Below are 26,117 nucleotides of genomic sequence, written 5' to 3'. Positions count from 1 at the left end.
CTTCCTCTCTTTCGTGCTGCCTGAGATGAATATGAGACGGAATGTGCGAAAGGCCACAGGAGTGCCGCGCCTTCTCTAGGCTTGGAGGAGGAGGTGCATCAGCGTGGATGCTGCTCAGGAACACTCACAGTCTGTGCGCGGGCTCATCCCCGTGTGGGTCGCGAAGCCGCTTCTTGCGCTCACGGGCCTGTTCATGGTGGCCTTCGTTGCCATTCACATGCTCGGAAACCTCAAGATCCTCATCGACCCGGACTCAATGGATGCCTACGCGGCGTGGCTTCGTGAATTCCTCGTCCCCCTCATGCCCTACGAGGGGGCCTTGTGGATCTTCAGGATTCTTCTCCTCTTGGCGATTTTCACGCATATTCTTTGCGCTCTCGCCCTTAAAGCCTCAGCCTTGAGAACCCGAACACCGGGGGCCGGCGGAATACATGCGCGTCGTATCCTCGCGAGCGCGATGCTCCCCACGGGAATCCTCCTCGCCATTCTCATCGTCTTGCACATCCTCGACCTGACCCTCGGAGTCGTTGTGGCCTCCGCAGCCTTCAGACCACCAGACCCGGCTTTCCATGCAGCCGCGAATGTCCTCGCATCTCTTTCTCGCCCCCTGGCGGGCGCGGGCTACGCCCTCTTCCTCATCGCACTCGGCCTTCATCTCTTCCACGGGATCGGCCTGGCTGTCAAAGACCTGGGCATGACCGGGAGGCGAGGACTGAGAATCGCAGAAATCATCGGAGCAGGAATCGCCGTCGCAATCGTCCTGGGCGACGGAGCGGTCCTGTGCTTCTCCCTGATGAAGGGACTCGCCGCATGATCAACGAAGAAGAACCCATCACCTCCAGGATCGACCTGCGCATGGCACGAATCACGCCCCCCGCAGTCGAGGAGGGCCCCGCACTCGACGCCCACGAACCCGAAGGGCCCGTGGAGAACAAGTGGGCGCACTTCGTCTCTACAGCGGGCCTCATCAGCCCCGCGAACCGCCCTAAGCTCCGCATCGTCGTCGTCGGCACGGGACTGGCTGGGGCGGGAGCTGCAGTTTCCCTTTCCGAACTCGGTTTTGCAGTGGATGCGGTGACCTTCCACGACTCGCCAAGACGTGCCCACTCAGTCGCAGCTCAAGGAGGAATCAACGCGGCTCGAGGGAGGGGAGTGGACGGGGACAGCCTCAAACGCTTCGTCACCGACACGCTGAAAGGCGGGGATTTCCGCGCCCGAGAATCCGAGGTCTACCGCCTCGGCGAGCTTTCGAGCAAAGTCATTGACCACATGAATGCCCTCGGAGTCCCCTTCGCTCGCGAATACGGGGGCCACTTGGCCAAACGTTCTTTCGGCGGCGTTCAAGTCTCCCGGACCTTCTACTCGCGGGGGCAAACGGGCCAGCAGCTCCAGATCGCAGCATCAAGTGCGCTCTTGCGAGAAGCGATTGCAGGCAGGATTCGCCTGCATGCGCGCACGGAGATGCTTGATCTTCTTCTCGCCGAGGGCAGGGCGGCCGGAGTGGTCGTCCGTGATCTCGAGAGCGGGCGCATCCACGTCATTCGAGCGCATGCAGTTGTGCTCGCGACGGGCGGCTATGGGAGCTGTTACTTCTCCTCGACCCTCGCGAAGAACTCCAATGTGACAGCGGTGTGGCGGGCGCATCGTGCGGGCGCGGCTTTCGCCTCACCTTCCTTCGTTCAGTTCCATCCCACAGCTTTGCCCATGTCGAATCCCTGGCAGTCGAAGACGACTCTCATGTCGGAGTCGCTGCGCAACGATGGGCGGATCTGGGTGCCCCTGAGTGCCCAGGATCAGCGAGAGCCCGGCGACATTCCTGAAGAGGAACGGGACTACTACCTCGAACGCCAATACCCCGCATACGGCAATCTCACGCCTCGTGATATTGCATCGAGGGCGGCTCATGCTCAGATCCGTGCGGGGCGCGGAGTCGGCCCTGCCCGAAACTCTGTGTACCTTGACTTCCGTGATGCTTTGGCTGCCCAGGGCAGGCAGGCTTTGGAAGCGAAGTACTCCAATCTTTTCGACATGTACAAGGATTCGACGGGGGAGGACCCGTACACGCGGCCAATGAGGATCGCACCCGGCGCCCATTTCACAATGGGAGGCCTGTGGGTGGACTACCGCCTCCAATCAACCATTCCCGGTCTCTTCGTTGCCGGCGAGGCGAACGCCGCCTATCATGGGGCGAACCGACTGGGCGCGAACTCCCTTCTCGCGGCCTGTGTCGACGGGGCTTTCACGATCCCGCACGTCGTCACCGACTACCTTTCGACCCGTTTCAAAGAGCCCCTCATCAGCGTGGAAGATTCGGCGCTCCGCGAAGCACTCGAACGGACCGAGAAGCGGATCGACCGGGCTTTTTCTGCGGTGGGCACGACGAGCGCAAAGGATTTCCATCGCGAACTCGGAGAGCTCATGTACGAGTCTTGCGGTGTGACCCGCTCGCGTAAGGGACTCATCCGGGGGATCCATGACATTCGACAGATCCGAACGGCCTTCGACGAGGACGTGAGAATCACCGGTACAGCACACGAGTTCAACCAGGATCTCGTTGAAGCGATGCGCGTACGGGACTTCCTCGAACTCGCTGAACTCATGTGCGTCGATGCTCTTCACCGCGAGGAGTCGTGCGGGGCGCACTTCCGCGTCGAACACGTCACGGCAGATGGGGAGGCCAGAAGAGACGATGAGGAATGGCGGTGCGTGTCCGCTTGGGAGTCTCAGGGCTGGGATCAGACCCCGAGCTTCCTTCACCGGCGTGAAGACCTCGCCTTCTACAGTGTTGAAGTGAAGGCGAGGGATTACCGATGATGCTTCGAGTCAAAGTCTGGAGGCAGGACGGGCGTGAGCAGAAGGGGCGTTTCGAAGAGTATGTGCTCGAGGATGCGGATCCTTTGATGAGCATTCTTGAAATGCTCGATGTTTTAAACGCTTCACTCGTTAAACAGAATATTGCGCCCATCGCTTTCGATTCGGATTGCCGGGAGGGGATTTGCGGGGCCTGCGCGTTGATGGTCAATGGCCGTCCCAATGGTTTTGCTCAGAACCTGCCCGCATGCCATCAGCGTTTGGGCGAATTGGAAGAGGGAACGAGGATCACCATTGAGCCTTTGCGCTCCGGCCTGTATCCGGTGATCCGTGATCTCGTTGTCGACCGTTCGATCCTTGACCGCCTCATGGGCACGGGTGGTGCGGCTTCGACGAAGACCGGGGCTGCGCCGGACGCCGATGGACTCCCAATCGGGAAAGACAGGGCCCTTGAGGCTTTGGACTTGGGAGCGTGTATCGGGTGCGGAGTGTGCGTCGCGGCCTGCCCGAATGGGTCTGCCGCCCTTTATGCGGGGGCGCGTCTGGCTTCTCTTGCACTCTTGCCGATCCCCTCCAAAGAGCGTCGCAAGCGGGCTCGTGACATGTCGAAGGTGCTGGAGAGTTTCTTCGGGGGGTGCTCTGGCTACGCGGAGTGTGTTCGCGCCTGTCCCGCCAAGCTCCCATTGGGGGTGACGGGAGTGGTGACTCGGGAGCGTTGGGGTGCCCTTTTCCACCGCAAGAACTGAGAAGGCGGGCTTCTGACGCCTGGTTGTGCTGGGGTCGTGCGCCGAAGGAGAGGGCGCTGCACCCCCACAGCTTTTCGTCAAGATTTTGCCAAGCTGGTCTTATGAGATGGTGAACTCTACATGATCTTTCGGCAAGTCTAGGCCGATCGTCCCAGGTTGCGAGAGAATCGCTGTGTCGCGCAACGGAGCGCGAAAGCCAGCGAAAAGGGAGAATCAGGTGAAGACCGTCGGCAGGATCGAAGAGGACCTCCTCGGCCCCCGCAGTGTTCCACTCGAAGCCTATTGGGGCATCCACACGCTCCGAGCGATCGAGAACTATCAAATCTCAGGGCACACGATCGGCGACGAACCCGCCTTCGTGCGCGGCATGGTCCAAGTGAAGAAAGCCTCGGCCCTGGCGAACAGGGATTTCGGGATCCTCGATCCGCAGATCGCCGACGCCATCATTTGGGCCTGCGATGAGATCCTTGAGGACGGGCGCTGCCTCGATCAATTCCCGATCGACGTTTTCCAAGGTGGCGCGGGCACGAGCGTGAACATGAACACCAATGAGGTCGTCGCGAACCTCGCCCTCGAACACTTGGGATACGCGAAGGGACGCTACACCCACGTTCACCCGAACGACCATGTGAACAAATCCCAATCGACCAATGATGCCTACCCGACGGGCTTTCGCCTGGGGGTCTATGAGAAAGTCGAAGCGCTCATCGCCGAACTCGAACGCCTCATCGATTCCCTCGCCTCCAAGGGCTTGCAGTTCAAGGATGTTTTGAAGATGGGACGCACCCAGCTTCAAGACGCGGTGCCGATGAGCCTGGGCCAGGAGTTCGAAGCTTTCTCGGTCCTGCTCGGCGAGGAAATCCCTCGCTTGCGCAACAATTCAGCGCTCCTGCTTGAAGTGAATCTCGGTGCCACTGCCATTGGAACGGGACTCAACACTCCCGAGGGCTACCAGGATGCGGTCGTGAGTCATCTTCGCGAAGTCACGGGACTTGAGATCAAGGGCGCAGATAATCTCCTCGAGGCGACGAGCGACACCGGTGCCTATGTGTCGATGCATGCGGCGATCAAGCGCCTCGGAGTGAAACTGTCGAAGATCTGCAATGATCTGCGCCTTTTGTCCTCCGGGCCCCGCGCGGGGCTGGGGGAGATCCGCCTTCCGGAACGCGCTGCGGGTTCGTCGATCATGCCCGCGAAAGTGAATCCGGTGATTCCCGAGGTCGTCAACCAGGTCTGCTTCAAGGTCTTCGGCAATGATGTGGCCCTTTCTTTCGCCTCCGAGGCCGGCCAGCTTCAGCTCAATGTCATGGAACCCGTGATCGGGCAGTGCTTGTTCGAATCCATCAACCTGCTGACCTCGGCGATGCGGACCCTCAGAGAGTTCTGCATCATCGGGATTGAAGCGAACGAGGAGGTGTGCAGGCGCAATGTGCTTGACTCCATTGGGATTGTCACCTACCTCAATGAGGTGATCGGGCACGCGAACGGGGATGCGGTCGGTAGGGAGTGTGCGAGGTCGGGGCGCAATGTGGCAGAAGTCGTCCTCGAAATGGGGCTCCTTGATGAGAAGACCCTGGATGAGCTTTTGAGTGTGGAGAATCTTTTGCGTCCGAAGTACCGGGATAAGAACTATTACTCGGGCGCGGATCCTTCGGTCGTTGAAGTGCCCGAGGACCCTGCGCTCCGCTGACGCTGCCTCTATCGTCCTGTGCTCGTAGCACAGGCGCGTGTGGAACATGGTGTCCCAGTTTGTCCTTCCGCTTGAAAAACCGGTAGTGGGCCCGCGCGCCTAGAGGCATACTACCGTGCTTCCATGACTCCAGCAAACCCGCGCGCGTGGAGCATGCGTTTCGGCGGATCTGCACGGCTGAGCAGGGGGGCATGCGCTGTCTTTCTTATGAGCGTGATGATCCTTGGAGCAGGGGTGAAAGGCTAGGATCGAGGGGCGCGAAAGGAACCAGGATGGCGAAGCTTTACTTCCGCTACGGGGCGATGAACTCCGGTAAATCAACGGCGCTCCTCCAGGCGGCCTACAACTATGAGGAACGGGGACAAAGGATCCTCCTCGCTAAGCCCGCCGTCGATACGAAGGGGGATACGGCGGTGGTCTCCAGGCTCGGAGTGTCTCGCAACGTTGATCTTCTCGTCGATAAGAAGACGAATCTTCGTGAACTCCTCGGCTCCCTCGTCGCCGAGGCTGAGGCACAAGGGGAAGAGCCGATCGCCTGTCTTCTCATTGACGAAGCCCAGTTCCTCAGCCCCGCACAGGTTGATGATTTGTTGAGGATCGCCGTTGAACTCACGATCCCGGTGATTGCCTATGGGATCCGCACGGATTTCCTCACCCATTCCTTTCCCGGTTCGCGCAGGCTCCTTGAAATCGCCCATTCCCTTGAGGAACTCAAGACGATCTGCCGCTGCGGGAAGAAAGCGATGTTCAATGGGCGCACCATTGACGGGGCTTTCGTGTTCTCCGGGGAACAAGTGGCGATCGATGGAGTCGAGGTCGGCTATGAGGCGCTGTGCCCGGCGTGTTACTTCGAGGCCGGGGGGCTTCTTCCCTACGAGGCCGAGCGCTGCCACGGCGGGGCGTACTGACTTCGAGGTGTACCACTGTCCGAGCGCGTGAAGGACTTGGCTCTTAAACGATCAGAACCCCAGCTTGTGAGAATCCGAGAGAGGGAAAGTCCCAGAACGGCAAAATGCCAGAGCGACGGAAACACAAGGAAGCTGCCCTCCCCTTGTGGGGAGGGCAGCTCACTCATTCAATCGTCTGTGCGCTCAGTCTTCGTTGGGAAGGTCTCCTGCAGGCGCGATCTGGCAATTGAACAGCTCGTAACGATCGATCGCCTGCTTGACGAGAGAACGATCGATCCGCCCCTGATCTGCGAGGGTCTGCAAGGTGCGTACCACCAGGGACTCGGCGTCGATGTGGTAGAAGCGGCGCGCAGCGCGGCGGGTGTCGGAAATGCCGAAGCCGTCGGCACCGAGCACCCGGTATTCGCCCGGCACCCACTGACGGATGAGATCCTGCGTGAGGGTGTCGAAGTCCGAGGTCGCGATGAAGGGGCCTTCGCAACCTGAGAGCTTCTCCGTGAGATACGCGGTGCGCGGAGCCTCCTCCGGGTGAAGGAAGTTGTGCTCATCCGCTTCAAGACCGTCTCGACGCAGCTCATTCCAGGAGGTCACCGACCACACGGCCGCGTCAACACCCCAGTCCTCGGCGAGCATCCGCTTCGCATCGCAGGCCCAAGGAACGCCCACGCCTGAGGCGAGGAGCTGAACCTTCGCGCCACCATTATTCGAATGCTCCTTAACGCGGTGGATGCCGCGCTTGATGCCCTCGATATCCACGTTCTCAGGTTCGGCGGGCTGACGGATTGGCTCGTTGTAGACGGTGATGTAGTACATGACATTCGGGTCGCGACCATCGTCCTCGCCGTACATGCGGGCAAGGCCGTCCTCCATGATGTAGCGGATCTCGTAGGCGTAGGCCGGATCGTAGATGACGAAAGCACGGTTCGTGGAGGCGAGCACCGGGGAGTGGCCGTCCATGTGCTGCAGGCCCTCGCCCGCAAGAGTCGTCCGACCGGCGGTCGCCCCAATGACGAAACCACGGGCGAGCTGGTCCCCGGCCGCCCAGAACTGGTCGCCGGTACGCTGGAAGCCAAACATCGAGTAGAAGATGTAGACGGGGACCATCGGCAGGTCGTGGGTCGCGTAGGCCGTGCCGACAACCTGGAAGGCTGCAGCCGAACCCGCCTCGGTGATGCCCGTGTGCATGACCTGGCCCTGCTCGGACTCCTTATAGGAGAGCATCATCTCGGCATCAACGGCCGTGTAGTTCTGACCGTGAGTGTTGAAGATCTTCGCGGAGGGGAAGATCGCATCAAGGCCGAAGGTGCGGGCCTCGTCCGGGATGATCGGAACGAAATAGCGACCGAGCTGCTTGTCCTTGAAGAGGTCCTTGAGGAGTCGCACCAGTGCCATGGTCGTGGCGACCTCGAGCGAGCCTGATCCCTTCGACAGGCCTTCGAATGGCCTGGTCGGCAGGGGAGGCAGCTTCGGGTTGCGTTCGTCTCGACGCTCGGGGACCCAACCGCCGAGCTTTTCGCGCCGTTCCTTCATATACAGAAGAGCCGGGTCGTCATCTGCGGGCTTGTAGTAGGGCGGCATGTAGGGATCGCGCTCAAGTTCGGCGTCCGAGATCGGGATCTGCAGGCGATCACGCAACTGCTTGGCGTCCTCGAGCGTCAGCTTCTTCATCTGGTGAGTCGCGTTGCGTCCCGCGAAATGCGATCCAAGGATGTAGCCCTTGATGGTGTGCGCGAGGATCACGGTCGGCTGGCCCGTGTGTTCCATGGCGGCCTTGTAGGCGGCGTAGACCTTCCGGTAATCGTGTCCGCCGCGCTGAAGGGCCCAGATCTGCTCGTCAGTCCAGTTCTGGACCATCGCTTTCGTGCGCGGGTCGCGACCGAAGAAGTGTTCGCGCACGTAGGCGCCGTCATTCGCCTTGAAAGTCTGGTAGTCGCCGTCCAGGGTCTCGTTCATGACATTGACGAGGGCGTCGTCCTTATCGGATGCGAGGAGCTGATCCCAGCCGCGTCCCCAAATGACCTTGATGACGTTCCAGCCCGCGCCCTTGAAGAAGGCTTCGAGCTCTTGAATGATCTTGCCGTTGCCACGGACCGGACCGTCAAGGCGCTGCAGGTTGCAGTTGATGACGAAGGTGAGGTTGTCGAGGCCCTGCTGGGCGGCGAGCTGGAGCATGCCGCGAGATTCTGGCTCATCCATTTCGCCATCGCCGATAAAGGCCCACGTGTGCTGCTGGGAGGTGTCTTTGATTCCGCGAAGGTGCAGGTAACGGTCGAACCACGCCTGGTAGATCGCCTCAGCGGGGCCAAGACCGAGGGAGACAGTCGGATATTCCCAGAAGTTGGGGAGCTGACGCGGGTGCGGGTAGGAGGGGAGCCCGTGCTCGCTCGAGGCCTGCTGGCGGAAGCCGTCCATTTCTGCTTCGCTCAGGCGCCCTTCGAGGAATGCGCGGGCGTAGGGACCGGGGGAGGCGTGCCCCTGGAAGAACACGTGATCGCCACCGCCGGGGTGGTCCTTGCCGCGGAAGAAGTGGTTGAGGCCGACCTCGTAGAGGGTCGCGACGGAAGCGTATGAGGAGATGTGCCCGCCGACCTTCACACCGGGGCGCTGCGCGCGCGTCACTTGGACGGCCGCGTTCCAGCGGATCCAACGGCGGTATTGGCGCTCCATGGCTTCATCGCCGGGGAAGTAGGGTTCCTGTTCAACCGGGATGGTGTTGACATAAGGGGTGGTGTACTCGGCAGGAAGGGAGACGCCTTCGCGGCGCGCCTTGTCGAGCATGTGGAGAAGGATGTAGCGGGCTCGAGGGCCGCCCTTCTCATTGATCAGCCCGGAGAGGGACTCAACCCATTCCGAGGTTTCCTCCGGATCATTGTCCGGGACTTGGCTGAGCAGTCCGTTGACGACGGGATGGCTCTCGTTTGAATAACTCACGAAACACCCTCTTCTTCCTCGTGTCGGCTGGTGTGCACATCTGCGTGCTCCCGACGTCCATTCTCCACTGCGCGCGCACGCTTGGCGAGTGCATTCGGGACTGAAGGCCCATGATTCATCACTCATTTGGGGCGCCTTTCCCTGAGAAGTATTGAGCTCCTCACACTTGGGGTTGAGGTGAAGACGCGGGGCTCAAGAGGTGTGTGGGGAAGGCCGCTTGTCAGCGTGTGGGACAGGCCCTTTGTAAGCAGATGGAGAAGAAGGACCTTAGTGGACTACGATGGCCGGGTGTTCACATCTTCAGCGCACCGAGCGCTCTCGTCGAAGGGCGGTTGCTCATGACGGTGAGCCTCGGATTCACTCAGGGACAAATCGTTCAGGAGTTCTACGTCGACGAGGACGCCGACCAGGGGATTCGCGATTCGATCGAATCTGAAACCGGCGAAAAGATCGTTGACGAAGACTACGGCGACGTCGTTGACGGCGCGATCGTCTGGTGGCGTTCGGAGGACGCCGAAGAAGAGGATCTTGCAGATCTCCTCGTCGATGCAATGTCGAATCTTGACGATGGCGGACTGATCTGGGTCCTCATCCCCAAGCCGGGGCGCACCGGCTTCCTTCCGGTTGCCGATGTTGAGGATGCTGCGAAGGTCGCGGGCTTGCATTCGACCTCGGCCGCTTCTCTTGGTTCCGACTGGGCGGGTATTCGTTTGACCGCCCGTCCGCGTACCCGCTGATTATTCACAAGGAACGCATCTCGCCACTGATGAGGCGAGATGCGCCCTGAGGCGGTGGCCGCTACACTGGCCGCTTGCCGCTAAGGGCCTGTAGCTCAGTTGGTCAGAGCGCTGCGTTTACACCGCAGAAGTCGTCGGTTCGAACCCGGCCGGGCCCACCATATGGGATCTGCCCTGCGAGTACCGTCGAGGCATGAGCAGAGCACAGGAGCCTCAGGGGAGACCAGGGCTGGAAAGACACAGCTCGACGATCCACACAAAGAACGGCTGATCCTTGAGTGCGAGGTACCGCATTTTCACAGGGCACACCTCGTTGTTCGCCGGGCTGCGACGCAGAGTGTATTCGCACGATCCCCGAGGGCGAAGCGGCTGGTACTTGAAAGCGCTCGAAGGTGAAGAGTGAGTACTCGAAACCGCCCCGCCCTCGACAAAGACTCAAACTCAGGGCTGCGGTGCGGCCGCACGAAGGGCCGCTTGACGTGCCGAGCCCGTCTGCCCTGTGATCACCCGAAGCCCCATCTTGGCCATAGTGTTGAGCATCGATTGACCGGCGTGATCGATCACAACCGTGTCGACCTTGTTGGCAATGAGGAAGCGGACGATCCTGGCGTGATGCGTTCCGTGGGGCCCCTCATCGTGGAGGCGGTCCCATTCGACTTCATGAAGCTCCCAGGAAGAGATTTCCCCGTGGTCCACTTCAGTCACGACGACGTCATGGGCTTTTCCCCAACGGGGATCAAGATCCTCACCGTTGACGGGCAGTGCGATCCGCATGCTTTCTCCTCAATCATCTCGAACTTTGCCTCGCATCAGGAGCAATGCCTCGGGGCTCGTTCTATAGAGGCTACTCCCCGGCCCGCCCCTCGGCAGCTCATGTGTGTGCAGAGCTGGGCAAACACCTGGTGAAGCCAGGGGCGAAAACGCAGGACTTCCTCGAGGACTTCGAAGCTCAAGGAGCTCAGTGCTGCGTGGATCTTCAGCACAGCCGAGCGTGGCGCTCAGACCGCTTGGGCGCCACGCTCGCAAGCTTCAAGCCTCGTGCGCGCCCTGTGCACACTTCGAGGCTCAAATCTCCCTGTGACGCAAAGAGGATGCCCGGAGCTATTCCTCGCCCGCGACGAGACGACCCGAAGAACCCGCCCCGAGCTTTTCGAGGGCAAGACGGCCGACGAGCTGCTGGTTCGTTACTGTGCGCTGGGGCCTCAGATTCGTTGTGAAGCTGAAGAACCAGTGCACGAGGGTCGTGAGCTGGGACTTGAAGCCGACGATGTAGAGCAGATGCAAGAAGCACCAAGCGAGCCAGGCACTGACCCCGCTCAAACGGAAGTTGCCGATTTTAACGACCGCTTTGAAGCGGGAGATAGTCGCCATGGACCCCTTGTCGCGGTAGGAGAACGCCGTTGGAGCCTTTCGCCCTTTCAAGCGCGCAATGATTGTGGCAGCCGCATGGCGTGCAGATTGGATTGCCCCCTGCGCAACACCGGGGACGCCGGGGACGCTCATCATGTCTCCGAGGACGAAGATCTCAGGGTGTCCGGGCACGCTGAGATCGGACTCGACGAGGACTCGTCCGCAGCGGTCGAGTTCGACCCCGGTCCGCTTCGCAAGGACCCGTCCGAGTTCGCTCGCCTGGACGCCGGCGGCCCAGACCTTGCACTCGGATTCGATTCTCTTGCTCGTTCCATCGTGAAACTTCAACTCGACGCAGTCGTGATCGAGGGCGGTGACGAGGGCTCCGGTGATGACCTCAACGCCGAGGCTTTCGAGTTCACGGCGCGTCACATCGCCGAGGTGCTCTCCGAAGACGGGGAGCGGGCGCTCAGCCCCGTCGACGAGGAGGATGCGGGCCTTCTTCGGATCGATGCTGCGGAACTCCTCTTTGAGAGTGTGGGAGGCGAGTTCGCGGATCTGGCCGGCCATCTCCACGCCTGTCGGTCCTGCTCCGATGACGACGAAGGTGAGGAGCTTGTCGACCTCGCGAGGATCGGTGGCGATCTCGGCCTTTTCGAAGGAGTTGAAGATGCGTGCGCGCAATTCGAGGGCATCGTCGATTGTCTTCAAACCGGGTGCGAAAACGGCATACTCGTCCTTACCGAAGTAGGACTGGCCTGCGCCTGCGGCGACGATGAGGGTGTCGTAGGGGGTTTCGTGGGTGTCGTTGTGATTGCGCCAGATGACGATTCTGTTTTCGGTATCGATGTCTTCGACGAGCGCTTGGAAGACCTTGACGTTCTTCTGGCGTTTGAGGATCTCGCGGGTCGTCGGTGCGATGTCGCCTTCGGAGAGGATTCCGGTGGCCACCTGGTAGAGCAGGGGTTGGAAGAGGTGGTGGCTCGTTCTTGCGAGCAGTGTGATTTCGGCGTCGGCGCCTTTCAAAGACTTCGCTGCGGTGAGTCCGGCGAAGCCGGAGCCGATGATGACGATGCGGTGCACGAATCCTCCTCAATAATTAAGCAAGGAGAATGTTAGCAAATTGCTTTGGTGATCTGGAATACGAGGAACTTCATGGGCCTCAGCCCAGAGCCTCCAAAATCCTTTGAACCTCAGGAGCATTCGGCTTCCCATTGGGAAGAAGCGGGATCGCCTCGACCCATAGGGCCTGTCGGACGCGCTCCCAAGGGGCGAGAAGCTCATCGAGCGAACGGGCGATCTCGAGGGCATCACGGGCGTCTGCACCTGCACGGGGAACAAGGAGGGCCGCCACTCGTTGCCCCCATCTCGCATCGGCAACTCCCACAACACAGGCACCCTCCACTTCGGCAAGTGAAAGGAGAAGCTCCTCAATCCTCGTGGGGGCGACAAGCTCACCACCCGTGTTGATCATCCGCGACTTGCGGCCCAGCATCATGAACCAGCCCGCCTCGTCGCGAGTCGCGAGGTCGCCGGTGCGCAGCCAACCCTCCCGGATCCTGGCAGGACCTTCTTCTCCAGCGTTGAGGAAAGACGAGGCAACCCCCGGGCCTCGTACCTCGATCTCCCCGACAGTCCCGGCAGGCGTCTCGGCCCCGTCCTCGTCCACGAGGCGGACATCCACATAGGGGAAGGGAGCTCCTAAAGCCCCCGTAGGAGCCCCCGAATCCGGGGAGGCCATGAGCCCGGCACCGCTCGTTTCCGTCATTCCCCACACGTGAATCGGACGCAGCCCCGCTTCGCGCATCCTGGCGGCGAGCGCGGCAGAGAGCAGATCACCCCCGATGAGGGGACGCGCCCAAGAAGACAGATCGGCGAGCACATGGGCATTCTCATCGAGGAGGAGATGACACATGATCGGCACGAGGAACATCATCGTGATCCGATGCTCCTCAATCGCGAGAAGAACCTGGCGGGGGTCGAAAGTGGGGAAAACGACCAGGGTGCCGCCGTGAGTGAAGACATCAATAGTCGTCCCATTGAAGCCCCCGATATGGGAGATCGGTGCGCACACCCCCAAGACCTCGTGGCCCGGGCAGTACTCGAAACCGTCACGAAAGCACATCGACCCCCACCACAGCTGCGAATGCGTGAGCTCGACACCTCGGGTGCGTCCCGCACTCCCAGAAGTGAAAACGATCGCCGCGATCTCATCGCTCCTTTTCGGCGGCTCGCCCTCAATCGGTTCAGCAGACAGGGCCTCGGAGGTGAAATCCTTAAGGAGTGTCCCGGGCAGGGCAAGGCCCTCGTCAAGGAGAGTCCCGGGTAAGGCAAGGCCCTCGTCAAGGAGGAGGAGACGGGGCTTAACCGAGACGAGCAGCTCTTTGAAAACAGGGAGGGGGAGGCGCTCTGAAAGGGGAACGGTGACGGCGCCCAGCCACGAGCAGGCGCAATGCAGGACATAGCACCAGGGGGTATTCGCCGCGGCGAGGACGACCCGATCGCCCTCGCCGATCCCCAGGGCACGCAGATAAGAAGCTGTTCGCCTCACCGCCTCAGCAGAATCGGAGACACTCCACTTGTGCCCCTCGGGAAGCCAGATGATCGAATCACGATGAGGGCGCTGACGCGCGGCCCTCATGAGTGCCCTGGCGGGCGAGTAGTCCGGCGTGGACACCTCAGGCGCCCACCTCTTCGCGGACAGCGGCGCGACGTTCCCGGCGCTCGCGAAGCTTCACCAAGACCGTGCTCGCCTCCTGAAGAGTTGACGCCGAGTCATCCAAATGCGCGAAGCGGGCAGGAATCTCAAAGCCACGGGCCTTCATGCCCTTCGCCCACAGCAGGCCCGCCCGATACGAGGAACGCACAAGAGGCCCGGCCATTACTCCCGCGAAACCCATCTCCTCAGCCTCGGCTGCGATTTCCAGGAACTCCTCGGGATGCACCCACCGGTCAATCGGATGATGCAGGGCAGAGGGCCGCAGGTACTGGGTGACGGTGAGGAGATCACATCCCGAAGAGTGCAAGTCGTGAAGGGCTTCTGAGATCTCTTCGCGCGTCTCGCCCATCCCGAGGATGAGATTCGACTTCGTCACCATGCCCGCGTCGTGGGCTCGCTGGATCATGGCAAGGGAACGCTCGTAGCGGAAAGCGGGGCGAATCTTCTTGAAAATCCTGGGAACCGTTTCGAGGTTGTGGGCGAAAACCTGGGGCGCCGCCTCGATCACCATGTCGATTGACTCGTTGTGACCCCGAAAATCATCGACGAGGAGCTCGACACCCGTCGACGGGCTCAGCTCGTGGATGCGGCGACAGGTTTCGGCGTAGAGCCAGGCCGCGCCGTCGGGCAGATCATCGCGGGTGACTCCCGTGATCGTCGCGTACCTCAGTTCCAATTGCGCAACGGATTCGGCGATGCGCCTCGGCTCGTCTTGGTCGTATTCGCTGGGGCGCCCGGTCGCGATATCGCAAAAATCGCAGCGCCTCGTGCACACGGCGCCACCAAGGAGGAATGTCGCCTCGCGGTCTTGCCAGCATTCGTAAATATTCGGACAACCCGCCTCCGCGCACACCGTGTGAAGGCCCTTGTGGTGAGAAAGATCGCGCATGTCCTGATAGTTCTGGCCCGCGATCGCCGTCGTTCGAATCCACTCCGGCTTCTTCTCAATCGGGGTTCGAGCATTGCGCACCTCGACGCGCAAAAGTCTGCGGCCTTCAGGATCGGGCAGAGTACTCATCGGACGATCCAATCTTCGAGTTCTTGATCGGGCTTGGCGAGCAGGGGGCGGATGTGGGCGAATAGGTGGGGGAGAAGCAGATGGGCTGCGGAGCGCACATCCGTGTGGACCCCCTCCCACGACAGGCTCGTGACATCTGCGTCACTCAAGCCGCAGGGGATGATGCCGCTGAAAGCCGAGGCCGGATCAATATCGACATTGAGGGCAATGCCGTGCAATGTCGCTCCTCGCGCGACCTTCAAACCGATCGCGCAGATCTTGCGGTCCGCCCGCCCCTCTTCGGTGAGCCACACTCCGGCGCGCCCCTCGACTCGGTGGACGGGGAGCTGCCATTCTTCGCGGATCGTTGCGATCACCCCGGCTTCGACTGCCCGGATCCACGCATACAGATCGACAGGTTCTTTGAGTTTCACGACCGGGTAGCACACGAGCTGACCGGGACCATGCCAGGTTGCTGAACCCGCACGGTCGACGTGGATAACCCGAATCGAGGTGTCAGGGATGTGTTCGGGTTTGGTGTGGCGGCCCGCAGTCCATACCGGCTGCATTTCGGACACGATGATCGCGTCGCCTCCACCGGCAATGGCCTGCTCATGGAGTTCGCGTTGAAGGCGGTCAACGTCCATGTAGTCCGCTTTTGCCAGTCCTAAACACTCAATGACTCGCACGACTTCACATGATAAACCGTTGCACGAAGCGACTCGTAACCGGGATGGGGAGGAGAAGGGCCCGAGTTCGCCTCTCCTGAGTGCTCTTGCCCTGAGTATCCTGGGGTGATGACACAGACATGGAGCCTCGAAGACGTGATGAGCCTCATGGAGGAGTGGTATCCGGCTGAACGTGCCGAGTCGTGGGATCGGGTAGGACTGATCCTGGGAGATCCGGGCCAGAAGGTGGAGAGGATCCTCTTGGCCGTGGATCCTGTGGAGGCAACGGTCAGTGAGGCGATCGACTGGGGCGCAGACCTGCTCCTCACTCATCATCCCCTTTACTTGCGCGGCACCAGTTTCATTGCGGAATCCGATCCGAAGGGAAGGAGCGTCGCCCGCCTCATCCGCGCGAATATTGGACTTTTCAACGCCCACACGAACGCGGACGCATCCCCCGAGGGCGTGGGCGAAGCGCTTGGTCGGCTCATCGGATTGAAAGACATGAGGGTCCTCGTCCCCATGGGTGTTGACGAGGAAGGGCGGCCAATCGGCCACGGCAGAATCGGTAGCGTCGAGCCGATGAGTCTTGAAGCCCTCGCTGATCGCATTGCATCCGTCCTGCCTGCGGGTCCGACGGGTCTTTTGCTCGGTGGGGATCGGGAGAGGATCATCACTCGGGTCGCAGTGTCGGGAGGGGCGGGTGATTCCTTCCTCGAGGACGCGCGCCGGGCGGGTGCGCACGCCTTCCTCACGGCGGATCTTCGCCACCACCCTGCCTCGGAGCATCTCGAGGGCGGGGCGCCCGCTCTGCTCGCGGGTTCCCATTGGGCAACGGAATGGCCGTGGCTGCCGCTACTCAAATCGAAGCTCGACGCCGCCGTAGGTTTGGCGGATGTGTCTGTGGACGTGAAAGTCTCTACGATTGCGACGGAGCCGTGGATCAGCCACCGGCCGACACGAGGAGGACTGAAGTGAAGGCGAAACCGAGCGATCAGCTGACTCTGCTGGATCTGCAAGCCCTCGACCAGCGCGAATCCGTGCTGCGCCATCAGCGCGACTCGCATCCGGCTCACGCCACAGTGCGTGAACTCGCCGGACGCATCGACGACCTGCAGCGTTCACAGATCACGCAGAACAGTGTCATTTCCGATCTTTCCCGGGAGATTGAGCGCATCACTCACGAGATTGAACTCGTCAGTGCTCGCCGCGATCGCCAGAGAGGACGGATTGAGGCGAATGAGGTCCCCTTGCGTGATATCTCCTCCATGGAGCATGAGATCGCTCAGATGCAGACTCGTCTTTCCCGTTTGGAAGACGACCAGCTCTCAGTTGAGGAACAGCGCGAGAACGCTCAGAAGGCTCGCGAATCGATGCTCAGTGAGATCGAGGGCATGAAGGCGTCGATTGAGCAGACGAAGGCCGAGTTCATGGCGGAGGTCGCCGAAGCTGATGATGAGCTCCGCGCGGTGATTGCAAAGCGCCGTGAACTCGCCGCTTCTATTGCGAAGGATTTGCTGGACGAGTATGAGAGGGTCCGGGCGTTGAACGGTGCGCTCGCCGTCCTGGAAGTGCGCAATGGTGTGGGAATCGGAATGGCCGCAGAGATCTCTCCTTTGGAGCGTGAGACGATTCGGACCACTCCCGCTGACGAGGTTTACTGGGCCGAAGACACCGGAGCGATTGTCGTCAGGACCCAGCAGGCGCGTGACTGAGGCTGAACACTCCAGGCCCACGACTGAGGCGCAAAATTGAAGATCGCGACTGAGCGTGAGGCGTGCATGTCGAGGCGTCTCACGCTCAGGCGTTTTCACCCTGGGCGTCCTCCTTGGCGAGCCCGACAGGACCAGCCGTGCTCCATGCTGGATGAGCGCGGTTCAACATCTGTTCGCGCACGAAGCTCGTCGATCCGCAATGACGCGTCCTCAATCCCTGAGGAAGCCGCGCCACTCCCTGATGAAAACTCTTCAATCCGTCACCAGAGTCAGAGCCCTTGTCGAGCCGCCTTGCCGACTTGGCTTCGCCTCCAAGATTTCAACATCAATGATCTGGTGGACCCGCCCCTTGGCATCCGTGATCGAGATTGTTCCCGCTAATGCGGACAAGGCCTCAACGACCTCGTCGGGGGAAGCATTCGCCCCGAGGGCGAGCAGCTCCCTACAGGCAAGTCCGCGCCAGCGTTTGGCATCGTGGGAGATGATCTGTCTTTTGCCCTCCCTTTCGCGGGCTGCGCGAATCGAGATGAGATGCGCCCAGGGAGCTTTGCAGGCGGCGGCGTAACCGCCTGAGCGCGCATCGACGACGCATTCGCCCTCAGCCTCTGCGCGTAGCGCTTCGTCCAGGGCTGGGCGCCAGTATTTCGCCAAAGGGAGGAATCCGGGAAGCTTCGAGGCGATGGAGAGGCGATGATCGGGGACGAGATCTTCGGGGCTGAGTACTCCGAAAAGTCCTGAGAAAATGCGGATGCTCCGATGAGCGCATTCTTTCTGCTCCGCATTGAGGGTGGGGAGGTCGAGTGCAGTGAAGAGAACCCCGGTGAAGAGCTCACGGGCTGGAGCGCAGGGGGAGTGGAGAAGATGGAGGTTCGCGCGGGCCTCATGAGCCTTTGTCGGGCCGAGTCCTAAGAGTTTCGCTGCCTGCTCATCGGCCCCCAAAGCTTCGAGCGCATTGATGAGCCTTGTCCGTTCAGGCTCAAGCGAAGAGTGCGTCAGCGTTTTAAGATTCAGTGTCGGACCCGAGGTAGGGGTGCTTTTCGATTCGGAGGGCGGTAGCCAGATGAACATATCGGCATGCTAGCGGCTCGGCTATGATGGTCCGCGCGGATGAGTCGGTCGGGCGGCCGCGTGAGGGAAACCTCCCGAGGAACGTCCGGGCTCCATAGGGCAGGGTGATGGCTAACAGCCACCCGGGGTGACCCGAGGGATAGTGCCACAGAGAATAGACCGCCTGGGGTTTGGGCCCGAGGCAAGGGTGAAACGGTGGGGTAAGAGCCCACCAGCGGTTCGGGTGACCGGATCGGCTTGGAAAACCCCACCCGGAGCAAGACCGAGCAGCAGGCAGCGGATGGCCCGTCCCCGTCCTGCGGGTAGGTCGCTTGAGGCCCGTGGTAACGCGGGTCCTAGAGAGATGGTCGCCACCGTCTTCGACGGTACAGAACCCGGCGTACAGACTGGCTCATCCGTTCTCATTTCTCTGCGCGCCAGGCTCACTGAGCAGCATCAGCGCTTCAACCGCCTCTCGTCCCCATCGCCCCGCAGAATCGCGAGAATGTGCAGAGCCCCATGTCATTCGAAAGATGAACTCTCCGCTGAGAAAAGAGCGGAGTGGAGTTCACCGAGCGGCCCAGGGCGGGGTTCTCAGCGGGCGTGGCGAGGCTGGCATTCCCAGTGTCCGTAGCCGGGAAAGGTTACTGGAGGTGGTGGGACCGCGCTGAGCGTCCGTGGCGCTCAAGCCAACGGGAACCGAAAGAAGACTGCGTACGTGCCGCAAGGGCGCGCAATTGATCCCGGTGCATCCTTTCCACAAGATCACCCTGAGAGACCCAGCCGATGATCTGGGCGTTGGCATCGACGACCGGAAGACCAGAAGAATTCGCCGAGTGGAGTCTCGACAAGACGACACTGGGAAGCTCATCGTCGCAGACCGAGGGAGCGGACAATTGGAGCGCCGAAAGGGGAGTATCCAGACCTGAATCCGCTTGGCGGGCCAAAGCAAGATCGATTGCGGACACGAGCCCGAGGTAACGCCCATCCTCATCGACCACGGGCAGATCGGAAAGATGAGCGGCGCGCATCTTCGAAATCGCCCGACCAATACTTGTTGACGCGAGAAGAGAATCGGGGACTTGTCCCATCCATTCACGCACAGGCCGAGGCCCCAGGAGCGTCGAATCCACGGGATCGTCGAGAATATCGCCGCGGCGCCGCAGCTTTTCCGTGTAAATCGTTGCGCGCGTGAGGAAACGGGAGATCCCAGTGGCGAGGACCACGGCAAGCATCATCGGCAAGATGAGCGAATACTGTTCGGTCATTTCCACAATGATGAGCACTGCCGTCATGGGGGCGCGGGCGGCACCGGCGAAAGCGGCGCCCATCCCGATGACGGCGAAGACTGCGGCAGGAGTATTCGTCAGGGGAGCGATGAGCTGCCCGAAAGCGGCGCCAGCGGCCGCACCGATGAAAAGGGTCGGCGCGAAAACACCTCCCGAACCACCAATGCCGATCGTGTAAGAGGTGTACAGCGCACGCCCCAAGACGAGCAGGAGAAGGAAGCCGAGTGAATACTCTCCAGCGATCGCGGCCTCTTGGATTGGATACCCCGAGCCGTACATTTCAGGGAAGACCAGGAGACCGAGGCCGAGAACAATCCCGAGGACGGCGGGGCGCGACCATTCGGGAAGATGCAAGGGCTTCCACAGGACATCAATGAGGTCTTCGACCGCGTAGAGGAGTTTTGAAAAACCCAAACCGGCCAGGCCAGTGACGAGGCCGAGAATGACGACCCACCACATGTCCGCAAGATGTGTGAAAGCCAAATCCCCTCCGACGCGCACCACAGCCTCATCGCCTTGAAGAGCCCTGGCGACAAGGGAAGCCATCACCGAGGAGATGACGACATAGCCGAAGGTCTCCGCCGAGAAACTCGTCAGAATCACTTCGAGGGCGAAGACCGCGCCCGCGAGAGGCGCGTGGAAGGTCGCGGCAATACCACCGGCGGCGCCGCAAGAGGCAAGGAGCACGACCCTGGAGGGAGGGAGACGAAGACTCGAAGCCAAGGAGGAACCAATAGAAGCGCCGACCTGGACGATCGGCCCCTCCCTTCCCGCAGAGCCACCAGAACCGATCGTGAGGGAAGAGGCGATGAGTTTGATGAAGGCGATGTGCCCCGGGATCTTCCCACCTTTGCGCCTCACTGCGAGCATCACCTCGGGAATGCCATGTCCGCGTGCCGAGGGAGCGAACCTTTGGACGAGAGGCCCGTAGATGAGGGCTGCGATCACAGGGGAGGCGAGGAGGAACACCCACGAGGCGATCCCGAGAACACCATGAGGGGCACCCGTATGCGTCGTGTACTCCTCATAGCCCGTCGACACCCAGGTCCAGCCTCGGATCATGAGGTTAAAGAGGACGGCAGCGCCCCCGACGACCGCGCCAACGAGAGCCGCGACGAGGCCGATGAGGAAACGATGCCGCCCAAGAAGGGCCCCGAAGGCTTCGAGGCCCTTCAAACGTGGGAGCTCAGTGTTCACAGGTTCGTGACGACTAGATCGGATTCGACCTCCACATCCAGTCCCCAGACCCGCGAGTAGAAGGCGAGTTCAGCAGCCCAGGCATCCCGGATCGTTGTTGCGCGCCTGAAACCGTGCCCTTCGCCCTCGTAGATCTTCACAGCGACGGCATTGCCCTTCGCGACGAGCGCGTCATACATGGCGTGCGCCTGGCTCGGCGGGACGACACGGTCCTCAGCACCCTGCAGGAGCAGGAGCGGAGCCGTGATCTCATCGATGTGGAAAAGGGGGGATCTATCCTCCCAGACCGGATCGGACAAATCGGAAGAGCCGAGGAGACGGAAAGAATAACCGGCCTCGAACTTGTGGGTCTCCGCCTCGAGCATCTTCAAATCGGCGATCCCATAGAAGGAGGTGCCCGCGGTAAAGACATCAGATCGGACCAGAGCATTGAGAGTCGTGAAGCCTCCAGCACTACCACCACGGATCGCGATGCGCTTCGGGTCAGCGAGCCCACGTTCGATCAAAGACTTCGCGCCGTCCGCACAGTCCTGCACATCCATGACGCCCCAGTTCCCGTTGAGGCGTTCACGGTAGGCGCGGCCAAAACCGGTTGAACCCCGGTAGTTGACGTCGAGGACCGCGAAGCCGCGACTCGTCCAATACTGGGTCGGAACCGACAATCCCGGGCGGGTCGAGGAGGTCGGGCCACCATGGACGTTGACGATCAGCGGAGGCAGATCCTCGGCGGGGGCCTGGAACTCGGGGTTCTTCGGCGGATAGTAGAAGCCGTAGGCGAGGGCGCCATCCGAGGTCGGCCAAGACACGATCTGAGCGGGGGAGATCAAGGAGGGAAGGATCTCCGCTTCTGAGGAGGGACGGATGATGCTCGTCTTGCCGTTCTTGACCTCCACGATTGCGGGAGTATGGGTTGCAGAGTCTGCGAGGAAGACGACGCGGCCATCAGCGGAGGCCACATTGCCGATGGGCCACCAGCCGGTCGCCCATTCCTCAGCCAAACCATTAGAGATGGAGACCGCACCAATGTGCCAGGTGAGGTCTTCGGCCCATGAGCACACGAGATAGTTGTTGTCGAAGTTGTCGTAGGAATGCAGGCCGAGTTGCCAATGCGGGTGGGAGAAGGCCTGAGTACCCGGATGCAGGGCCCGGGTGCGCGTCTTCGACACCCACGCATCCGCAGGATCCCCCTCATGCCAGGTGAAGCCCTCCGTGCGGAAAAGATTCGCCCAACCGGTCGTGTCATCAACGTGGATGAGGTCGCCGTCGAGGGTCCAACGCGGCTCGTACACGCACACATCCGGCGTATCGACGAGGACCGTGGAAACCCCGATTCGGCCTTCAAAGTCGAGGGCGCCCACATGCAGGGCACTGCGCGTCCAGGGCATTTCCGGCTGATTCCAGCTCAACCAGGCGAGCTTCGTGCCATCGGGGGAGATCACCGGGGAGGCGACGAAGTCAGTGCCTTCGAAAACAGTGATGATTGCGGAGTCATCTCTGGCGGCGCTCCCATCGAGGGGGATTGCGACGAGGGTGTTGACGGGGTCGCCGACCCCCGAGTGGTCTTCTCTTACGGCGTAGACGAGGCCCCGGACCTCGTCTATTTCGAAGTCACCGAAACGCGATTTCGACAGGGTCGTCAGCGGGGTGACCGTTCGATGTGGATCTTTCGAGTCGAAACGGTAGACACGCGAGTCAAAACCGTCTGAGAAGACGACGAAGCCGTCAAGGACCGCGTAGGCGCGCCCGCCGTACTCGTGGACCCTGGTGCGAACATCGGGGAGGCGGACGCCGTCAATGAGGGGGAGGACCTCGGAGGTGACGCCCGAAGCGGAGCGGCACAGGAGGGTTCCTCGTCCATCCTCTTTGGGATGGCCCTCGACCCAGTAGGTGTCCGGACCGTCGACTCGGACCTGAGATAGGGTCACGCTCCTCGCCGTGAAGGATTCACCGGTAATGGGGGACTTCCACTCGCCGTAAGGAGCGACGTTCACGGACATGCTTCCTCCTTGGAAGAACGTTTCGAAGTGTCTTTCGCTTCGTGATGCACATCCTAGTCGGATGAAGTCCTGCACGGTCGGCTGCTCGTCGGAAGCTTCCATCATCAGGCGCCGAGCGGGGCGAGCGGAATGCTCCATTCCTCCTGATCGGCATTGGACCGTTAGAATCCGAATCATGCACACGAAGGAAGAGGAACACGGTCTGCTCGACCGGATCGAATCGCCCTCGGATCTTCAGGCATTCACGCCGACCGAACTCGTTGATCTTTCCCGCGAGATTCGCGAGTTTCTCATCTCCTCCGTCTCGAAGACGGGCGGGCATCTCGGCCCGAATCTTGGAGTCGTCGAACTGACAATCGCCTTGCACCGGGTCTTTGAATCCCCGAAGGACACCTTCGTTTTCGACACCGGACACCAGTCCTATGTGCACAAAATGCTCACGGGCCGTAAGGATTTCACGCGTTTGCGCGAAGCGGGCGGTCTTTCGGGCTATCCGAGTCGCGAAGAATCCATTCATGACGTCCTCGAATCTTCGCACGCCTCCTCCTCAATCGCCTGGGCCGATGGGATCTCTGTGGAGAAGCGACGCCAAGGGGAAGACTCCTGGACAATCGCGATCATCGGTGATGGTGCTCTGACGGGCGGAATGGCCTGGGAGGGGCTCAACCGCCTCGCCGCTTCGAAGGATCGGCGTGTCCTCATCATTGTCAACGACAATGGGCGTTCTTATGCTCCGACTATCGGGGGGCTTGCGCTTCACCTTGATGCGCTCAGGACCTCCGAAGGCTATGAGCGTGCTCTGTCCTGGGGCAAGCGCCAACTCCTCTCCCTCGGGGAACCGGGGCGAGCGGCTTTTGATGCTTTGCACGCCGTCAAGACGGGACTCAAGGACGCTCTTGTCCCACAGGTCATGTTCGAAGATCTCGGCTTGAAGTATCTCGGCCCGGTCGACGGACACGACATCGTCGCCCTCGAAAACGAACTGATGCTCGCAAAAACGCAGCACAGTCCGGTGATCCTGCACGCGATTACCCAAAAGGGCAGGGGCTACACGCCCGCGGAAGAGGACATCGCCGACCGATTCCACGCCGTCGGCCCGATCCACCCTGAGACGGGTTTGCCGGTCGCTCCCGCCCGATTCGGCTGGACGAGCGTCTTCGCTGAAGAGATTGTGAAAATCGCTCGAGAGAACTCGAAGGTGGTGGGTATCACCGCCGCAATGATGGAGCCCGTTGGCTTGGCTCCGATGAAGAAGGAGTTCCCCGAGCGGGTTGTGGATGTTGGCATCGCGGAGCAAGAAGCGCTCGCCTCGGCTGCGGGAATGGCTTACGAGGGTGCGCACCCGGTTGTCGCCCTCTACGCGACCTTCCTCAATAGGGCTTTCGATCAGCTCCTCATGGATGTCGCCCTGCATCAGGCGGGGGTGACGATCGTGCTCGACCGGGCTGGGGTCACCGGGGTTGATGGTGCTTCGCATAACGGCATGTGGGATATTGCGATGTGCCAGATCATCCCCGGGCTTGAACTCTACGCTCCGCGCGATGAGGCGAGCTTGCGCCACTCACTTCGTTTGGCCATCGCTGCCGAGGATCGGCCCACGGTGGTGCGTTATCCCAAGGGATCTCTTCCCGAGGCGATGTCCGCGCTGCGCGCCGTGGGAGGAGTCGATGTCCTTTCCGAACCTGATCCGGGCGCAGTTGATGTGCTTCTCGTTGCGACGGGAGCTCTCGCTCCTTCGGGCTTGAAAGCGGCTCGTATCTTGGAAGAGCAGGGCATTCGGGTCCGGGTCGTCGATCCGATTCGAGTGCTTCCCCTGAAAGAAGGACTGCTCGAATGCGCCAAAGACGCTGATCTTGTTGTCACTATTGAAGATGGCCTCGTCGATGGCGGCTTCGGATGGGCCCTGCGTGACAAATGCGTGGGAACTCGGGTGCTCACGCTCGGCATTGCGAAGACATTCCTCGAGCATGGGGATCGCTCGGATATTCTCGCTGCCCTCGGCCTGGATCCAGAGTCGATTGCCCAGCGTGTGCGTGAAAGCCTGGGTGATGTGCGGGCGGGCTGAGGCCCCGCCTCACTTTCACCCCTCGAGGGCGTCGGCGAGCGGGTCGAGGCACAAGTCCATCTGCCAGTTCCTCGCCCCCTGCTCGTACATGCGTTCCTCAATCTCATCCCCGGAGGGACGATTCACCTCCAGGGGTGCCCACGCGACAAAGCGTTGAATCCTCGGCTCGAGAATCACCTCGGGCGCAACCCCAATCCGCTCCGACACCTTCAGGAGGGCGGTGCGGACCACCTGCAAACGCTGGGCCGCGTCCTCGTCAATGCGCGCCCAAGAGCGAGGCTCAGGGATGGCACCTGGAGCGCGAGGCTTCTTCACTTCGGGAAGCTCCTCCTCTGAGGCGGTCATCACCCGAGTGATTGCTCGTAGCCACTGATCGGTGTAGGGGCGGGCAACGGGGGAGCGGAACTCATTGATCTGCAAAAGGGAGCGCCTATTGCGCGGGGGCACCATCGCCGCTCGAACAAGAGCAGCATTGCGTACGAGACGCCCCGGAGCGAGGTCGATGTCCTGTGCGATCTCCTCGCGAGTCCTCCACAGGGCCTCAAGAACACCGAGACCACGGCGATTGCGGATCTTCCCAGCCCCAGGAAGGGAACGCCACTTCTCCTTCTTCGGTTTTGGCGCGGGAAGCGAAGCAATATACGCGCATTCTTCGACGGCCCACTCCCAGCGGCCAAGTTGATCCAAACGGTGCGAGAGCCTGCGATACAACTCGGTGAGAAGTTCAACGTCGAGCGCCGCATAGCGCAGCCAGTCCTTGGGAAGCGGGCGCAGCGACCAGTCGGAGGCCTGGTGATCTTTCACGAGGCCGAGGCCGAGGACCTGTTCGCACACTGCGGCCAATCCGAAGCGTTCCAAGCCGATGAGTCGCGCCGCGATCTCCGTGTCGAAGAGCAGGGGCGGTTCGAGCCCGAGCTGACGAAGATTGGGCAGATCCTGCGCCGCATCGTGCAGGAGCCACGTTTCTTTCAGGCCTTCGTTCAAGATCGTGAGGTCTGTGAGGGCGTGCGTGTCGATGAGATAGGTGCCGACGTCTTCGCGGCGGATCTGCACGAGATAAGGATCGTTACCGTATCGAAATCCTTGGGCGCGTTCCACATCGAGGGCGACGGGTGCGCGCCCCTTCTTCAAAGCTCTGGCGGCGCGCTTCAAATGATCGGGGGTGTCGATGACGGCGGGCACGCCGCCGCGCGGGGTGACGATGAGCTCGGGGTTTTCGGTGTCCCCGAGGGGAAGCCCATCCATATTGG

Annotated in this window: 19 protein-coding genes, 1 tRNA gene and 1 other RNA gene; 11 read left to right on the top strand and 10 right to left on the bottom strand. The window is 61.3% G+C overall.

All coding sequences use genetic code 11. The features are described from left to right. Positions 1–103: 103 nt before the first annotated feature. The 5 genes from FFA61_RS04900 to FFA61_RS04880 all read left to right on the top strand — a co-directional run bounded on the left by FFA61_RS04900 (position 104) and on the right by FFA61_RS04880 (position 6,155). Positions 104–814, top strand: coding sequence for a succinate dehydrogenase/fumarate reductase transmembrane subunit (locus tag FFA61_RS04900; protein WP_005964034.1), 711 nt, complete (start codon positions 104–106; stop codon positions 812–814). Further along, entirely contained in the window at positions 811–2,814 is a 2,004-nt protein-coding gene (locus FFA61_RS04895) for a fumarate reductase/succinate dehydrogenase flavoprotein subunit (protein ID WP_005964033.1), read from the top strand. Before FFA61_RS04900 ends, FFA61_RS04895 begins: the two co-directional genes overlap by 4 nt. After that, positions 2,811–3,557 (top strand): succinate dehydrogenase/fumarate reductase iron-sulfur subunit, encoded by a 747-nt coding sequence (locus FFA61_RS04890; RefSeq protein WP_005964031.1) that lies wholly within the window; start codon positions 2,811–2,813, stop codon positions 3,555–3,557. Before FFA61_RS04895 ends, FFA61_RS04890 begins: the two co-directional genes overlap by 4 nt. A gap of 217 nt (positions 3,558–3,774) precedes the next feature. Further along, the gene (aspA, locus tag FFA61_RS04885) at positions 3,775–5,247 is read left to right on the top strand and encodes an aspartate ammonia-lyase (RefSeq protein ID WP_005964029.1); all 1,473 of its coding nucleotides are present in this window, start codon (positions 3,775–3,777) and stop codon (positions 5,245–5,247) included. Positions 5,248–5,519: 272 nt separating this feature from the next. Further along, on the top strand, positions 5,520–6,155 hold the full coding sequence (locus FFA61_RS04880; RefSeq protein ID WP_005964026.1) for a thymidine kinase: 636 nt from the start codon (positions 5,520–5,522) through the stop codon (positions 6,153–6,155). 183 nt (positions 6,156–6,338) lie between these two features. Here the strand turns inward: FFA61_RS04880 and aceE are convergent, their stop codons facing one another. Continuing rightward, positions 6,339–9,086, bottom strand: a complete 2,748-nt coding sequence (gene aceE / locus FFA61_RS04875; protein WP_005964023.1) for a pyruvate dehydrogenase (acetyl-transferring), homodimeric type — start codon at positions 9,084–9,086, stop codon at positions 6,339–6,341. A 338-nt stretch (positions 9,087–9,424) separates the two neighbouring features. Between aceE and FFA61_RS04870 the strand changes: the two genes are divergently transcribed. Then, positions 9,425–9,823, top strand: coding sequence for a DUF3052 domain-containing protein (locus tag FFA61_RS04870; protein WP_040314299.1), 399 nt, complete (start codon positions 9,425–9,427; stop codon positions 9,821–9,823). Positions 9,824–9,907: 84 nt separating this feature from the next. After that, a tRNA-Val gene (locus FFA61_RS04865) sits at positions 9,908–9,984 on the top strand. Between the two features lie 280 nt (positions 9,985–10,264). Here FFA61_RS04865 and FFA61_RS04860 read toward each other — a convergent pair. From FFA61_RS04860 to lipB, 5 genes are all read right to left on the bottom strand, one after another. After that, positions 10,265–10,597, bottom strand: a complete 333-nt coding sequence (locus FFA61_RS04860; protein WP_005964012.1) for a NifB/NifX family molybdenum-iron cluster-binding protein — start codon at positions 10,595–10,597, stop codon at positions 10,265–10,267. Between the two features lie 327 nt (positions 10,598–10,924). Further along, a complete protein-coding gene (locus tag FFA61_RS04855) occupies positions 10,925–12,256 on the bottom strand; it encodes an NAD(P)/FAD-dependent oxidoreductase (protein WP_005964009.1) in 1,332 nt (443 codons plus the stop codon). Positions 12,257–12,335: 79 nt separating this feature from the next. Next, positions 12,336–13,850 carry a class I adenylate-forming enzyme family protein gene (locus tag FFA61_RS04850; protein WP_005964006.1) on the bottom strand — a complete coding sequence of 505 codons (1,515 nt, stop codon included), beginning with the start codon at positions 13,848–13,850 and terminating at the stop codon, positions 12,336–12,338. 1 nt (position 13,851) lies between these two features. After that, positions 13,852–14,910, bottom strand: a complete 1,059-nt coding sequence (gene lipA, locus FFA61_RS04845; protein ID WP_005964004.1) for a lipoyl synthase — start codon at positions 14,908–14,910, stop codon at positions 13,852–13,854. Continuing rightward, complete coding sequence (gene lipB / locus FFA61_RS04840) at positions 14,907–15,536, bottom strand: lipoyl(octanoyl) transferase LipB (protein WP_005964002.1); 630 nt, start codon at positions 15,534–15,536, stop codon at positions 14,907–14,909. Before lipB ends, lipA begins: the two co-directional genes overlap by 4 nt. A 150-nt stretch (positions 15,537–15,686) precedes the next feature. Between lipB and FFA61_RS04835 the strand changes: the two genes are divergently transcribed. Further along, complete coding sequence (locus FFA61_RS04835) at positions 15,687–16,535, top strand: Nif3-like dinuclear metal center hexameric protein (RefSeq protein ID WP_005963998.1); 849 nt, start codon at positions 15,687–15,689, stop codon at positions 16,533–16,535. Beyond that, the gene (locus tag FFA61_RS04830) at positions 16,532–17,272 is read left to right on the top strand and encodes a zinc ribbon domain-containing protein (protein ID WP_005963996.1); all 741 of its coding nucleotides are present in this window, start codon (positions 16,532–16,534) and stop codon (positions 17,270–17,272) included. Before FFA61_RS04835 ends, FFA61_RS04830 begins: the two co-directional genes overlap by 4 nt. A 252-nt stretch (positions 17,273–17,524) precedes the next feature. Here the strand turns inward: FFA61_RS04830 and yaaA are convergent, their stop codons facing one another. Continuing rightward, positions 17,525–18,340 (bottom strand): peroxide stress protein YaaA, encoded by an 816-nt coding sequence (gene yaaA / locus FFA61_RS04825; protein ID WP_005963994.1) that lies wholly within the window; start codon positions 18,338–18,340, stop codon positions 17,525–17,527. A 40-nt stretch (positions 18,341–18,380) separates the two neighbouring features. Between yaaA and rnpB the strand changes: the two genes are divergently transcribed. Next, an RNA gene (gene rnpB / locus FFA61_RS04820) (RNase P RNA component class A) lies at positions 18,381–18,738 on the top strand. A gap of 225 nt (positions 18,739–18,963) precedes the next feature. Here rnpB and FFA61_RS04815 read toward each other — a convergent pair. After that, on the bottom strand, positions 18,964–20,805 hold the full coding sequence (locus FFA61_RS04815) for a chloride channel protein (protein ID WP_005963992.1): 1,842 nt from the start codon (positions 20,803–20,805) through the stop codon (positions 18,964–18,966). Then, entirely contained in the window at positions 20,802–22,802 is a 2,001-nt protein-coding gene (locus tag FFA61_RS04810; RefSeq protein WP_040314293.1) for a S9 family peptidase, read from the bottom strand. Before FFA61_RS04810 ends, FFA61_RS04815 begins: the two co-directional genes overlap by 4 nt. Before the next feature lie 175 nt (positions 22,803–22,977). Between FFA61_RS04810 and dxs the strand changes: the two genes are divergently transcribed. Further along, positions 22,978–24,867, top strand: coding sequence for a 1-deoxy-D-xylulose-5-phosphate synthase (gene dxs / locus FFA61_RS04805; RefSeq protein WP_005963988.1), 1,890 nt, complete (start codon positions 22,978–22,980; stop codon positions 24,865–24,867). Between the two features lie 15 nt (positions 24,868–24,882). On the opposite strand, the gene FFA61_RS04800 is transcribed toward dxs, so the two are convergent. Beyond that, entirely contained in the window at positions 24,883–26,112 is a 1,230-nt protein-coding gene (locus tag FFA61_RS04800) for an HRDC domain-containing protein (RefSeq protein ID WP_131247384.1), read from the bottom strand. Positions 26,113–26,117: the final 5 nt, after the last annotated feature.

The sequence above is a fragment of the Schaalia cardiffensis F0333 genome (assembly GCF_005886435.1).
In the GTDB taxonomy this organism is placed as follows: Bacteria; Actinomycetota; Actinomycetes; order Actinomycetales; family Actinomycetaceae; genus Pauljensenia; species Pauljensenia cardiffensis.
This window is presented reverse-complemented; position numbering and strand designations above follow the sequence as displayed.

Excerpts from the sequence above, each read along its gene's own strand:
- FFA61_RS04895 (WP_005964033.1), top strand. The coding sequence starts at position 811 with ATGATCAACGAAGAAGAACCCATCACCTCCAGGATCGACCTGCGCATG.
- dxs (WP_005963988.1), top strand. The coding sequence starts at position 22,978 with ATGCACACGAAGGAAGAGGAACACGGTCTGCTCGACCGGATCGAATCG.
- FFA61_RS04870 (WP_040314299.1), top strand. The coding sequence starts at position 9,425 with ATGACGGTGAGCCTCGGATTCACTCAGGGACAAATCGTTCAGGAGTTC.
- FFA61_RS04835 (WP_005963998.1), top strand. The coding sequence starts at position 15,687 with ATGACACAGACATGGAGCCTCGAAGACGTGATGAGCCTCATGGAGGAG.
- FFA61_RS04810 (WP_040314293.1), bottom strand. The coding sequence starts at position 22,802 with ATGTCCGTGAACGTCGCTCCTTACGGCGAGTGGAAGTCCCCCATTACC.
- FFA61_RS04880 (WP_005964026.1), top strand. The coding sequence starts at position 5,520 with ATGGCGAAGCTTTACTTCCGCTACGGGGCGATGAACTCCGGTAAATCA.
- FFA61_RS04800 (WP_131247384.1), bottom strand. The coding sequence starts at position 26,112 with ATGGATGGGCTTCCCCTCGGGGACACCGAAAACCCCGAGCTCATCGTC.
- FFA61_RS04890 (WP_005964031.1), top strand. The coding sequence starts at position 2,811 with ATGATGCTTCGAGTCAAAGTCTGGAGGCAGGACGGGCGTGAGCAGAAG.
- yaaA (WP_005963994.1), bottom strand. The coding sequence starts at position 18,340 with ATGTTCATCTGGCTACCGCCCTCCGAATCGAAAAGCACCCCTACCTCG.
- lipA (WP_005964004.1), bottom strand. The coding sequence starts at position 14,910 with ATGAGTACTCTGCCCGATCCTGAAGGCCGCAGACTTTTGCGCGTCGAG.
- lipB (WP_005964002.1), bottom strand. The coding sequence starts at position 15,536 with ATGGACGTTGACCGCCTTCAACGCGAACTCCATGAGCAGGCCATTGCC.
- FFA61_RS04860 (WP_005964012.1), bottom strand. The coding sequence starts at position 10,597 with ATGCGGATCGCACTGCCCGTCAACGGTGAGGATCTTGATCCCCGTTGG.